The 13,178-nt window shown below is 73.3% G+C and carries 8 protein-coding genes; all 8 read left to right on the top strand.

Going from position 1 to position 13,178, the window contains the following annotated elements; genetic code table 11:
- Positions 1-80: 80 nt before the first annotated feature.
- On the top strand, positions 81-347 hold the full coding sequence (locus ABZ490_RS12955; RefSeq protein ID WP_358988550.1) for an acyl carrier protein: 267 nt from the start codon (positions 81-83) through the stop codon (positions 345-347).
- The gene (locus ABZ490_RS12950; RefSeq protein WP_358988548.1) at positions 344-1,675 is read left to right on the top strand and encodes a condensation domain-containing protein; all 1,332 of its coding nucleotides are present in this window, start codon (positions 344-346) and stop codon (positions 1,673-1,675) included. The genes ABZ490_RS12955 and ABZ490_RS12950 overlap by 4 nt, the downstream gene beginning before the upstream one ends.
- A 103-nt stretch (positions 1,676-1,778) precedes the next feature.
- Positions 1,779-4,043, top strand: a complete 2,265-nt coding sequence (locus ABZ490_RS12945; protein WP_358988546.1) for an MMPL family transporter — start codon at positions 1,779-1,781, stop codon at positions 4,041-4,043.
- A gap of 180 nt (positions 4,044-4,223) precedes the next feature.
- A complete protein-coding gene (sbnA, locus tag ABZ490_RS12940; protein WP_358988544.1) occupies positions 4,224-5,207 on the top strand; it encodes a 2,3-diaminopropionate biosynthesis protein SbnA in 984 nt (327 codons plus the stop codon).
- 3 nt (positions 5,208-5,210) lie between these two features.
- Positions 5,211-6,212, top strand: coding sequence for a 2,3-diaminopropionate biosynthesis protein SbnB (gene sbnB, locus ABZ490_RS12935; RefSeq protein WP_358988543.1), 1,002 nt, complete (start codon positions 5,211-5,213; stop codon positions 6,210-6,212).
- A 77-nt stretch (positions 6,213-6,289) separates the two neighbouring features.
- Positions 6,290-6,508 carry an MbtH family NRPS accessory protein gene (locus tag ABZ490_RS12930; RefSeq protein ID WP_358988541.1) on the top strand — a complete coding sequence of 73 codons (219 nt, stop codon included), beginning with the start codon at positions 6,290-6,292 and terminating at the stop codon, positions 6,506-6,508.
- Positions 6,509-6,552: 44 nt separating this feature from the next.
- A complete protein-coding gene (locus tag ABZ490_RS12925; protein WP_358988539.1) occupies positions 6,553-11,616 on the top strand; it encodes an amino acid adenylation domain-containing protein in 5,064 nt (1,687 codons plus the stop codon).
- Positions 11,613-13,178, top strand: a 1,566-nt coding sequence (locus tag ABZ490_RS12920; RefSeq protein ID WP_358988537.1) for a condensation domain-containing protein, incomplete at its 3' end; no start/stop codon positions are given. The genes ABZ490_RS12925 and ABZ490_RS12920, both read left to right, overlap by 4 nt.

Here is a 13,178-nt window from a genome sequence, read left to right as displayed (position 1 = left end):
CCACCCCACGCACCACCTCTCACCGCGCGCCCCTTTCACCGCGCTCCCTTTCACCTCACGCCGCCCTTTGGAGTACCCACATGTCCGAAACCGCCGTTCAGACCGGTCCGCAGGAGATCCGGACCTGGCTGGTCGAACGCATCGCCTACTACCTGGACCGTCCCGCGGACGAGATCGACCCGTCCGGCCCGCTGGTCGAGATCGGTCTCGACTCCGTGTACGCGCTGACCCTGTGCGGCGACGTCGAGGACGAGTTCGGGATCCTCGTCGAGCCGACCATGGCCTGGGACCACCCCACCGTCGACGCGCTCACCGCGCATCTCGCCGAACAGGTGGCCCGGCAGTGACCGCACCGCTCGGACTGCCCCTGTCGGCGGGGCAGGAGGCGATGTGGTTCCTGCACCGGCTCGCACCGGACAGCGCCGCCTACAACGTGCTGGCCGCGGTGCGGGTGCGCACCGCGGTGGACCGTGCCGCCCTGCGCCGCGCGGTCCTCGCCCTGGCCGGTCGCCACGAGCCGCTGCGTTCGGTCTTCGTCGAGCGCGGCGGCACCGCCCTCCGGCGGCACCTCCCGGACGGAGCGGTGCCGTTCGAGGTGCGCGAGCTCGGTGACGTACCGGACGAGCGGCTGTTCGCGCTGGCGCGGGCCGCGGGCGCGGCACCGTTCGATCTGTCGGAGGCCTGGCCGTTCCGGGTGACGCTGCTGTGCCGGGCGCCCGAGGACGCGGTCCTGGTCCTCGCCGCCCATCACATCGTCACCGACGCCACCAGCCAGTGGCTGATGCTGCGCGACCTGCTCGACGCCTACGCCGGCCGGGACCTCGCCCCGCTGCCCGGCTCGTACGGCGAGGAGGTCGAGCGGGAGCGGCGGTCGGCCGGCACCCCGCAGCGGGAGAGCGCCGAGCGGTACTGGGCCGAGGTCCAGGACGGCGCGGCCCCCGCCACGCTCACCCCGGACCGGCCCCGGCCGACGGGGCTCACCCTGCGCGGGGCGACGCTCACCCGGCCCCTGCCGGCGGACACCGCGCGCCGGCTCGCCGAGGCCGCCGGGGCGGCGGGGGTCACGCCCTTCGCGGTGCTGCTCGGCGCCTTCCAGTCCGCGGTGCGCCGCGCCACGGGGCTCGACGACTTCGTCATCGGCTGCCCGGCCTCCACCCGGGTCGGCGGCCGCGCCGCCGAGCTGGTCGGGTATCTGGTCAACTCCCTCCCGCTGCGGGCCGCTTTCACCCCGGACACCACGCTCACCGGGGCGGTCGCGGCCGCGCACCGGGGCCTGATGGAGGGCCTGCGCCGACTGCGGCACCCCGTGCGCACCCCGCTCTTCCGGCTGGCCGTGACCCTGGTGGCCGTCGACCGGCTGCCGGTGCCGGGGCTGCTGGAACCGGGCGGATGCGGGTACGCCAGGCTGCGTCTGGAACTCCTCGACCTCCCGCACATGGAGGGCCAGTTCGACCTGAACGTCGAACTGCGCCACGGCGCCGACGCGTTGACGCTGGTGCTGCGGTACGCGAGCGATCTGTACGACCTCTCCACCGTGGAGCGGTTCGCCGACATCTACGTCCGCATGATCGAGACCGCGATCGAGGCCCCGGACACGGCGGTGTCGGACGTCCCCCTGGTCGATCGGGACCAGCTCTCGGAACTCCTCGACCTCGGCGCGGGCGGCGACTGGTGAGACCCGGGCCGGTGGCCCGGCCACCGCTCCCCGGCACCACGCCGCACCCCTCTCCCTCTTCCCCCCTCCACCGCTTCCCCCACTACCCACACGAGGTGTCAGCATGAAACCCCTGCCCGGCTCCGCCCGGCGGCCTCTGGTCGACCGGGTCACCGCCTGGAGCGTCCGCAACCGCAAACGCGCCGTCCTGAGCTGGCTCGGCCTGGTGGTGCTCGCCATCGCGCTGGGCGCCGGACTCGGCGACACCAGCAAGGTCGAACACGCGCCGGGCGAGACCGGCCGCGCGCAGCAGATGCTCGACGACGCGCAGGTCTACTCGCCGCCCCAGGAGAGCGTCCTCGTCGAGGCCGCGTCCGGCGACTCCGGATACCCGGAGAACGCGGCCATGCGGCAGGCGGTCGAGGACATCGCGGCCGCGCTGCGCGGACTGGGCAAGGACGTGACCGGCGCCGAGTCGGTGGCCGATGTGAAGTCGCCCTCCGACAGCGCCGCCGCCGCGAAGCAGCTGGTCTCCTCCGACGGCCGCTCCGCCATCGTCCGCTTCTCGGTGACCGGCCGCACCATGGAGCCGATCCAGCGTGCCGTGCTGGCGCAGACGAAGTCCCACCCGGACGTGTCCGTCACCGAGACCGGCGCCGCGAGCGTCAGCCTGGCGATCAACGACATCAAGGACAAGGACTTCCAGCGCGCGGAGATCCTCTCCGTCCCGCTCACCCTGATCATCCTGGCCGTCGTGTTCGGCTCGCTCGTGTCGGCGGGGCTGCCCGTGCTGCTGGCGCTCGTGTCGGTGTTCACCGGCATGGCACTGCTGATGTTCGCCGGACGCTGGATGGCCATCGGCGACAGCACCTTCTCGGTGGTCCTGCTGATCGGCATGGCCGTCGGCGTCGACTACACCCTGTTCTATCTGCGCCGGGCCCGCGAGGAGCGGTCCGTCGGGCAGGCCTTCGACACCGCGCTGGAGACGGCGGGCCGGACCTCCGGCAGGGCCGTGGTGGTGTCCGGGCTGACCGTGATGGCGGCGGTCGCCGGGCTGTTCTTCACCGGAGCGGAGACCTTCACCGGCATCACCGTCGGGACCGTCGCCGTGGTCGGTGTGGCCGTGTTCAGCTCGATCACCGTGCTGCCGGCGACCCTGTCCTGGCTCGGCGACCGCGTCGACAACTGGCGCATCCCCTACCTCGGCCGACGGCGCACCCAGGTCCGCGACTCCCGCGTGTGGAGCACGCTGGTACGGCAGGTCGTGCGGCGCCCGCTGCTCTGGGGCGGCAGTGTCGCGGTCCTGCTCGCGCTCCTCGCGGTGCCCGCCGCCGGGATGAAGCTGTCGGACCCCGACCTCGAACACCGGCTGCCCGACAACGTGCCGGCGCTCCAGGCGCTGGAGCGGCTCAAGAGCGCCTTCGGTGTCGATGTCGAGCCCGCCGAGATCGTCGTACGGGGAGACGACCTGACCGGGTCCGAGGTCACCGCTGCCGTCGCCGCCCTGAAGGAGAAGGTGGCCGACAGCGACGGCAGGCTGAAGACGCCGGTCGACACCTCGCTGATCGCCGACGGCAAGCTGCTGGTGATCCGGGTGCCGCTCGCCGGTGACGGCAAGGACGCCGAGTCGGTGGCCGCGCTGAAGGAACTGCGCGAGACGGCGCTGCCCGCCTCGCTCGGCAAGGTCGACGGACTGGAGTACGCGGTCCAGGGCGACACCGCCAAGCAGGAGGACTTCAACGCCGCGCTGGGCTCCAGCACCCCGTACGTCTTCGGGTTCGTCGTCCTGCTGTCCTTCCTGCTGCTCGCGGCCGCCTTCCGCTCGCTGGCGATCCCGCTGGTGTCGATCCTGCTCAACCTGCTGTCCATCGGCTCCGCGTACGGCGTGCTCACCCTGGTCTTCCAGGACGGCCACCTCTCCGGACTGCTCGGCTTCTCGTCGTACGGCGCGGTGGTGAGCTGGCTGCCGCTGTTCATGTTCGTCACGCTGTTCGGGCTGAGCATGGACTACCACGTGTTCATCCTGAGCCGGGTGCGCGAGTACCGCTCCACGGGTCTGTCGACCAAGGCCGCGGTGGTGGAGGGGATCTCCCGCAGCGCGGGCGTGGTGACCAGCGCGGCCACCGTGATGATCGCGGTGTTCGCGGTGTTCGGCACGCTGTCCGCCATCGACTACAAGATGGTCGGCGTGGGCCTCGGCACGGCGGTCCTGATCGACGCCACCGTGGTCCGCGGCATCCTGCTGCCCGCCTCGCTGGCCCTGCTCGGCGACGCCAGCTGGTCGATGCCCGGCTGGCTGCGCTGGCTGCCCGGAGTGGGCCTGGAGGGCGCCGAACCGGCCGCCGGCGAACGCCTGGAACAGACCGAACCGGTCACCGACCGCGGCTGACGCACCGGGACACGCACCCCCCTCGCGGGCCGGATCCCCGCATGCCTTTCACCGGATCCGGCCCGCCCGTCCCAGCCCCGGAAACAGAGCCGGAAATATAGGGGCGCCATAGAAGAAGAACGCAGAATCAAAGGGTCAGACAGAGCGATCGGTGCCTTGTCTTTTCATGAGAGGGCAGTCATGCCGGACAGGTCGTACAAAGGAATTCTGGCGACCATCGGGAATACCCCCCTGGTGGAACTGGAGCACATTTTCCCGGACTTCGGATCCCGGATCTTCGCCAAGGTCGAGAGATTCAATCCGGGAGGAAGCATCAAGGACCGCTCGGCCTTCCGCATGCTGATCGACGAGGTGCGCGCGGGAACGCTGGTGCCGGGCCGGTCGGTCGTGGTGGAGTCCAGCTCGGGCAACCTCGCGGTCGGCATGGCGCAGATCTGCCGCTACCTCGGACTCCGCTTCGTCTGCGTCGTCGACGGCAAGACCACCGAGCAGAACCTCGCCATCCTCCAGGCGTACGGCGCGGAGGTCGAGGTGGTCACCGAACAGGACCGGGTGACCGGCGAGTACCTGCCCGTGCGGCTGCGCAGGGTGCGCGAGATCGTCGCCGCCACCCCGTACGCGTTCTGTCCCGACCAGTACTCCAACCTGCGCAATCCGCAGGCCCACGAGGCCACCATGCGGGAGATCGAGCAGGCGCTCGACGGCCGGGTCGACTACCTGTTCGCCTCGGTGAGCACCTTCGGCACCCTGCGCGGCTGCACCGATCACATCCGCCGGCAGGGCCTCGGCACCACCGTCGTCGCGGTGGACGCGGCGGGCAGCGCGATCTTCGGACAGGAGCCCACCCGCCGTCTCATCCCCGGGCACGGCGCCTCGGTGGTGCCGCCGCTGATGGACCCGGACGCGGCCGACGAGATCGTCCATGTCACCGACCTCGAATGCGTCGTGGCCTGCCGCCGTCTGGTCGGCCGTGAGGCCCTGCTGGCCGGCGGTTCCTCCGGCGCCACGCTGGCCGCGCTCGGGAAACTCCGCGACCGGATTCCCGAGGGATCCAACTGCGTCCTCATTTTCCCGGACGGCGGCGACCGCTATCTCGACACCATCTACTCCGACGTATGGGTCGGACGGCACTTCGGCGAGATAACCCACCTCTGGAAGGACTGACCCGTGCTCATCCTCACCCATTCCGATGTGGAGAAGATCCTCGACGGCCGGGAAACGGAGAACATCGAGGCGGTGGCCGACGCCTACCGGCTGCATTCCGCGGGGCGGACCGTCGTACCCCACTCGGTGTTCCTGCGCTTCCCCGACCAGCCCCAGGACCGCATCATCGGCCTGCCCGCCTACCGCGGCGGGGAGCGACCGGTCGCCGGGATGAAGTGGATCTCCTCGTTCCCCGGCAACATCGAGCGGGGGCGCCAGCGGGCCAGCGCTGCCCTGCTGCTCAACTCCCTGAGCACCGGCCACCCCGAGGCGCTGATCGAGGGCTCCGTCATCTCCGCGCGCCGCACCGCCGCGAGCGCCGCGCTCGCCGCCCGGCTGCTGACCCGCGGGCGCCCCCGCGACGGGGTCGCGCTGATCGGCTGCGGTGTCATCAACCTGGAGATCCTGCACCACCTCTGTGCCGCACTGCCCGACCTGCGCACGGTGACGCTGTACGACCGCTCGTCGCGGCGCTCGGCGCGGTTCGCCGAGCAGATCGCCACCGAGTTCCCGGCGCTCACGGTCCGCCGGACCGACAGCGCGCCCGCCGCGATGGCCGCGCACCGGCTGGTGTCCTTCGCCACCACGGCCGGCGTCCCGCACATCGGGCTCGCGGCGGCCCAGCCCGGCACGGTGGTGCTGCACATCTCGCTGCGCGACCTGCTGCCCGAGGCGCTGCTCCAGGCCGACAACATCGTCGACGACCCGGACCACGTCTGCCGCGAGAACACCTCGCTGCACCTGGCGGAGAACCTCACCGGGAACCGCGACTTCATCAACGCCTCGATCGGCGAACTGCTCACCGAGGACGGCCGGGAGACGGACACCGGGCTCGACCCCGAACGCACGGTGGTCTTCTCGCCGTTCGGCCTCGGCGTGCTCGACCTCGCGCTCGCCGAGCGGGTGCTGGAGGGGGCCCGCGCCAAGGGCCTCGGCGTGCAGGTCGACGACTTCCTGCCGTCCTGAACTCCCGCCGGTACCGCCCCACTTCACTTCCCCCCACGCCGATGCCCCACCCCACAACCCGATCACCAGGAGCTGACATGAGCACCGAGCAGACCGACAACCGCACCTACCGCGTCGTCCGCAACGACGAGGAGCAGTACTCGATCTGGTGGGCCGAGCGCGACCTGCCGGCCGGCTGGCACGCCGAGGGCACCGAGGGCAGCCGCGAGCTGTGCCTGTCCCACATCGCCGAGATCTGGACCGACATGCGCCCGCTGAGCCTCCGCGAGCGCATGGCCGACGCCGGCGCGGCCTGACCCCTACCCCGCCCCACCAGCCCGGGCCTTTGACAGGAGTAACCGTGAACACCGAACTGCTGCCGGAACGCTTCGCCGAGCAGGCGCGCCGGACACCGGACGCCGTCGCCGTCGTCGACGGAACGCGGAAGGTGACTTATCGGGAGCTGAGCCGTGCCGCCAGCCTCCTGGCGCACCGACTGCGAGGCCTGGGTGCCGGCCCCGACGCCGCCGTCGGGGTGATCCTCGAGCGCGGCGTCGACCTGGTCGTCGCCCTGCTGGGGATCTGGAAGGCCGGCGCGGCCTACGTCCCGATGGACCCCGGACACCCGGCCGCACGGCTGTCCGGCCTGGTCCGGGACAGCGGCGCCGCCCTGGTGATCGCCGAGCCCGGGCACGCCCGGGCGGTCCGGGACGGCGGAGCACGGCCCGTCGCCCCCGCGGCGGAACCGGCCGACGACACCACGGAGAACGCGCACGAGAGCGCGCACGAGGAGGCGTACGGGAACGAGAACGGGCAGGGGAGCGAGGGCGGCGCGCGCCCCACCGACCCCGACTCGCTCGCGTACGTCATCTTCACCTCGGGCTCCACCGGCCGCCCCAAGGCGGTGGCCGTCACCCACGCGGGGATCGCCGGCCGGATCGGCTGGACGGTGAAGACCCACGCGCTGTCCGCCGCCGACCGCGTGCTGTTCAAGACCTCGATCGGCTTCGACGCCGCCGGCTGGGAGATCTTCGCGCCCCTGGTCAGCGGCGGGACCGTGGTGATCGCCCCGGTGGGGGCCGAGCGCGACCCGGCCGCGCTGCTGCGCGCGGTCGCCGAGCACGGCGCGACCGTCCTCCAGGCGGTGCCCTCGGTGCTGCGGCTGCTGGTCGAGGAGGGGGACTGGAGCGGCTGCGGTTCCCTGCGCCTGCTGTTCTCGGCCGGTGAACCGCTGTACGGCGAACTCGCCACCGCGGTGCGCGAGGCGGCCGGCCCCCAGGTCGCCCTGTGGAACACCTACGGCCCGACCGAGTGCTCCATCGACGTCACCGCCCAGCCCGTCGACCCGGGCCAGAGCTCCGGGCCCGTGCCGATCGGCCGCCCGCTGACCGGGATGCGGGTCCTGGTCCTGGGCCCGGCCGGGGAGCCGGTGCCCCTCGGCACACCGGGCGAGCTGTACGCGGGCGGCCCCGGCGTGGCCCGCGGCTACCTCGGCCGCCCCGACCTCACCGCCGAACGCTTCGTCCCCGACCCGTACGGCCCGGCGGGCGGCCGCCTGTACCGGACCGGCGACCTGGTGCGCTGGCGCTCGGACCGCACCCTGGAGTACCTCGGCCGCCTCGACCACCAGGTCAAGGTGAACGGCGTCCGTATCGAGCCCGCCGAGATCGAGGCCGCGCTGACCGCCCACCCGGACGTCACCCAGGCGCTCGTCACCGCCGTCGCACCGGCCGCGGCCACGGGCGGCGCCACGAGCGGCAAGCGGCTCGTCGCCTATCTGACCACCCGCACCCCGCTCACCGCCGACGCGCTGCGCGCCCATCTGCGGGACCGGCTGCCCGACAGCCATCTGCCCGCCCTCTTCCGCTTCCTCGACGCGTTCCCGCTCACCCCGGGCGGCAAGGTCGACCGGGCCGCGCTGCCCGCCCCCGAGACGCCGGAGACCGACTCCGCCGCGTTCGTGGCGCCGCGCGACGCGGCCGAGCGGCTGGTCGCCGGGGTCTGGGCCGACCTGCTCAAGCGCGAGCGGGTGTCCGCCCACGACGACTTCTTCGCCCTCGGCGGCAGCTCGCTCCAGCTCACCCGCCTCGCCGCCCGGCTGCGCGCCGCGTCCGGCGAGAAGATCTCCCTGCGCGGCCTGTTCGCCGCCAGTACCGTCGAGGCCCAGGCCCGGCTCCTCGGCACGGCGGACACCGCCGGCCCCGGCGGGACCCCGGCCGCGGACCCGGCCGACGGCCCGGTCGTGCCGCTGCCGCGCACCGGCGACCTCCCGCTCTCCTCCGGCCAGCGCCGCCTGTGGTTCCTCGACCGGATGAACCCCGGCAGCACAGAGTGGGTCGCACCCCTGTTCCTGCGGCTGCCGGCCGGCACCACCCCCGAGACCGTGCGCGACGCGCTGGACACCCTCGCCGCGCGCCACGAGTCGCTGCGCACCCGCTACCCGGAGAGCGGCGGAAGGCCGCACCAGATCATCGACCCCGCCGGCACCACCCTCGTCGAACTGCGGGTCGAGGACACCGCGCCCGGCGGGCTGTCCGCCCTCTTCGACGAGCAGTTCCGGCGCGGCTTCGACCTGACGACCGGGCCGCTGTGGCGGGCGCTGCTGGCCCGCACCGACGGCGAGGACCACGTTCTGCTGCTGACGTTCCACCACATCTGCTGCGACGGCTGGTCCACGGTCGTCCTGGAACGCCAACTGCGCGCGCTGTGCGCCGCCCGCACCGAGGGCCGCCAGGGCGACCCGGCACCGCCCGCCGTGCAGTACGCCGACTACGCGGCCTGGCAGCAGAACCGGCTCACCGACACCTACCTCCGGGCCGAACTCGACCACTGGCACGGCGTCCTGGACGGGATCACCCCCCTCGACCTGCCCACCGACCGGCCGCGACCCGCCGAGCGCGACCCGCGCGGCGCCGTCCTGCCGATCCGGATCGCCCCCGCCACCGCGGCCCGGCTGACCGACCTCGGCCGCGCCCACGGCGCCACCCCCTTCGTCACGCTCCTCACCGGCTTCGCGCTGCTCATGGCCCGCTACACCGGCCAGTGGGACGTGCCGGTCGGCACCCCGGTCGCCGGCCGGCTGCGCCCCGAGGTCGAGGGCACGGTGGGCTTCTTCCTCAACTCCCTGGTCGTGCGCTGCGGGCTGGACGAGCGGACCGGATTCACCGACGCCCTCCAGCGGGTCCGCGACAGCGCCCGGACCGCCTTCGCCCACCAGGAACTGCCCTTCGAGCAGCTCGTCGAACAGCTCCAGCCGGAGCGCGACCTGTCCCGCACCCCCCTCTACCAGGTCGCCTTCGACCTGCACACCGAGGGCCTGACCAGCGTCGACATGAACGCCGCCGACCTGGAGGCGTTCATGGCGGCCTGGCGGGTCGCCAAGACCGACCTGTCCCTGTTCATGAAGCAGTCCGCCGACGGCTCCTTCGAGGGCGTCTGGGAGTACGCCACCTCGCTCTTCGACGAGACGACGGTACGGCGGCTGTCCACGCACTTCCTGACCCTGCTGGAGCGGGTGGCCGCACAGCCCTCGGCGCCGCTGGGCGACCTGGACCCGCTCACCCCGCAGGAGCGCCACCGCGAACTGGTGGAGTGGAACGACACCGCGGCGCGACCGCAGCCGCGGACCGTCCTCGAACTCTTCGAGGCGCAGGCGGCCCGCACCCCCGGGGCGACCGCCCTGGCCGCGGACACCGCGACGGTCGGCTACGCCGAGCTCGACACCCGCGCCAACCGGCTCGCCCACCGCCTGCGCGCAGGCGGTGTGGGCCCCGAGTCCCGGGTGGCGGTCCTGCTGGACCGTGGCCCCGACCTGCTCGTCGCGTTCCTCGCCGTGTGGAAGGCGGGCGCCGCCTATGTCCCGATCGATCCGTCCTACCCGGCCGAACGGGTCGCCTCCATCGTCGCGTCGGCGGGCGCCACGGTCGCCCTGACCGAGCCCCGCCACGAGAACCGCTTCCCCGCCGACGGCCCGGCGCTCCTGGACACGGAGGCCTCGGACCGCGCCTGGCCGGCCCACGCCCCCGACCGCGCCGACGACCTCGACCGCCTCGCCTACGTCATCTTCACCTCGGGCTCCACCGGCCGCCCCAAGGGCGTCGAGGTCCCGCACCGCGGCCTCGTCAACCATGTCGCCTGGGCGGCCCGCGAGCTGGCGGGCGCCGGCACCGGCGGCGCCCCGCTGTTCTCCTCGGTCGCCTTCGACCTCGTCGTACCGAACCTGTGGGCGCCCCTCGTCACCGGGCAGCCGGTCACCCTGCTGCCGCAGGACGCCGACCTCTCGGAGCTCGGCAAGCGGCTGTCGGCCGCCGGGCCCTTCAGCTTCGTCAAGCTGACCCCCGGCCACCTGGACGTCCTCGCCCACCAGCTGACCGCCGCCGAGGCCGCGGCGCTCGCCCCCGTCCTCGTCGTCGCGGGCGAGGCCCTCACCTCGGCCACCGTCACCCGCTGGCGCGCCCTCGCCCCCGGCGTCCGGCTCGTCAACGAGTACGGGCCGACCGAGGCGTCCGTCGGCACCAGCGTGTACCCGGTCCCCACGGCGACCGACCGCGAGATCCAGCCCATCGGCCGGCCGCTGCCCAACATGACGATGTACGTCCTCGACGGCGCCCTGCGGCCGGTGCCCACCGGAGTCACCGGCGAGCTGTACGTCGGCGGCACCGGAGTGGCCCGCGGCTACGCGGCCCGGCCCGACCTCACGGCCGAACGGTTCCTGCCCGACCCCTACGGCCCGGCCGGCGCCCGCTTCTACCGCACCGGCGACCTGGTCCGCCGCCTCCCCGACGGCGACGTGGAGTTCCTCGGCCGCACCGACGACCAGGTCAAGATCCGCGGCCACCGCGTCGAACTCGGCGAGGTCCGCGCGGCCCTGGCGGCCCACCCCGCCGTACGGGAGGCGTACGTCACCCTCGTCGACGGCGAACTGGCCGCCTACGTCGTCCCCGGGGCACCCGAGGACCTGCCCGGCCACCTCGCCGCCCGGCTCCCCGACTACATGGTCCCGCCGACCGTCACGGCCCTGGACGCCCTGCCCCTCAACGCCAACGGCAAGGTCGACCGACGGGCCCTGCCCGCCCCCGGCGCCACCGCCGCAGGACCCGACACCCCGGTGCCGCCGAGCGGCCCCGTCGAGGAACTCGTCGCCGGGATCTGGACCGAACTGCTCGGCGTCCGGGCCGGCGCACACGACAACTTCTTCCACGTCGGCGGCAATTCGATCCTCGCGATCCGGCTGATCTCCCGCATCCAGGAGGAGTTCGAGATCGAGTTCACCGTCCGCGCGGTCTTCGAGGGCCCCACGATCGCCCGCCTCGCGGCCGCCGTCGAGGAGCGGGTCCGCGCCCAGATCGACGCCCTGCCCGACGACCAGATCCTCGACGCCGCCCCGTTCCTCAACGCAGCGCTGACCAAGGAGCACCACGCATGAGTACCGGTGAGATGGAGCAGACCCCGGTGTCCGCCGCCGACGCCGAAGCGCTGCGCGCCGAACTGCTGCGGCGCCGCCTCGCCGGGCGGGGCACCACCGCCCGGCGCCGCTCCGGCATCCCCCGCGCCGACCGCGACCGGCCCCTGAAACTGTCGCACGGCCAGCAGCAGCTGTGGTTCCTCGACCGCCTGGCTCCCGAGTCGGGCGAGTACCACGTGCCCGTCGTCCTGCGCCTGCGCGGCGCCCTCGACGCCGACGCCCTCGACACCGCCTGGCAGCGGCTCCTCGACCGCCACGAGATCCTGCGCACCCGGTACGGGACACACGGCGACGACCCGGTCCAGGTGATCGACCCGCCGCGCCCCAGCCCCCTGGAGCGGACCGACGTCACCGACGACGCGCAGGCCCGCGCCCTCATCGAGGCCGACCTCGCCCGCCCCTTCGACCTGGCCGCCGCATGGCCGGTCCGCGCCCGGCTGCTGCGGATCACCGACGACGAGCACGTCCTCGCCCTCGTCCTCCACCACATCGCCTGCGACGCCTGGTCCGTCGGCGTCGTGGGCCAGGAGCTCGGCGAGCTCTACCGGGGCACCGAACCCGCCCCGCTGCCCGTCCAGTACGCCGACTACGCCGCCTGGCAGCACACCGAGCTGACCGGCCCGGCCGTCGACCGGCACCTCGCCTACTGGAAGGAGCAGCTCGCGGACCTGCCGCCGCTGGAGCTGCCGGCCGACCGCCCGCGCCCCGCCGTCCGCGACAGCGCCGGCGACTCCGTCCCGTTCACCGTCCCCGGCGAACTGGCCGACCGGCTGCGCACCCTGGCCCACGAGCACGACGCCACCCTCTTCATGACCTTCCTGGCCGCCTGGCAGACCCTGCTGTCCCGCACCTGCGGGCGCGACGACATCGCCGTCGGCACGGTCGTCTCCGGCCGCGGCCGCCCCGAGCTCCAGCAACTCGTCGGCTACGGCATCAACAGCCTCGTGATGCGCGGCCGCCTGGACGGCGACCCCACCTTCGCCGACCTCCTCGCCCGCACCCGCGCCACCGTCCTCGACGCCTACGACCACCAGGATCTCCCCTTCACCCGCGTCGTCGAGGAACTCCAGCCCGAACGCGACCTGTCCCGCACCCCGCTCTTCCAGGTCGCGTTCACCCTGCACGGCGAGCGCACGGCCGCCTTCGACCTGCCCGGCGTGACGGTCTCCCCGTACGAGGGCAGCAGCCGGATCGCCAAGTTCGACCTGGACCTCCAGCTCAAGGAGTCCGCCGACGGCACCCTCTCCGGCCACATCGAATACGCCACCGCCCTCTTCGACCGTGCCACGGCCGAACGGATGACGGACCACCTGCTGCGCCTGCTCACGGCCGTCACCGCCGACCCCAAGGCCCGCCTCGCCACCGTCGACTTCGTCGGCCCCGAGGAGCGCGCCCTCCTGATCGACCCCACCGAGCAGACCCCGGTCACCCGTCGGGTGCATGAGGTGTTCGAGGAGCAGGTGGGGCGTACGCCGGATGCGGTGGCGGTGTCGTTCGAGGGTGTGGAGCTGTCGTATGCGGAG

The organism is Streptomyces sp. NPDC005811 (genome assembly GCF_040630405.1).
GTDB lineage: Bacteria > Actinomycetota > Actinomycetes > Streptomycetales > Streptomycetaceae > Streptomyces.
This window is presented reverse-complemented; position numbering and strand designations above follow the sequence as displayed.

What these genes read in the sequence shown, in the direction of transcription:
- sbnA (WP_358988544.1), top strand. Translation starts at nt 4,224, where the DNA reads ATGCCGGACAGGTCGTACAAAGGAATTCTGGCGACCATCGGGAATACC.
- ABZ490_RS12955 (WP_358988550.1), top strand. Translation starts at nt 81, where the DNA reads ATGTCCGAAACCGCCGTTCAGACCGGTCCGCAGGAGATCCGGACCTGG.
- ABZ490_RS12945 (WP_358988546.1), top strand. Translation starts at nt 1,779, where the DNA reads ATGAAACCCCTGCCCGGCTCCGCCCGGCGGCCTCTGGTCGACCGGGTC.
- ABZ490_RS12930 (WP_358988541.1), top strand. Translation starts at nt 6,290, where the DNA reads ATGAGCACCGAGCAGACCGACAACCGCACCTACCGCGTCGTCCGCAAC.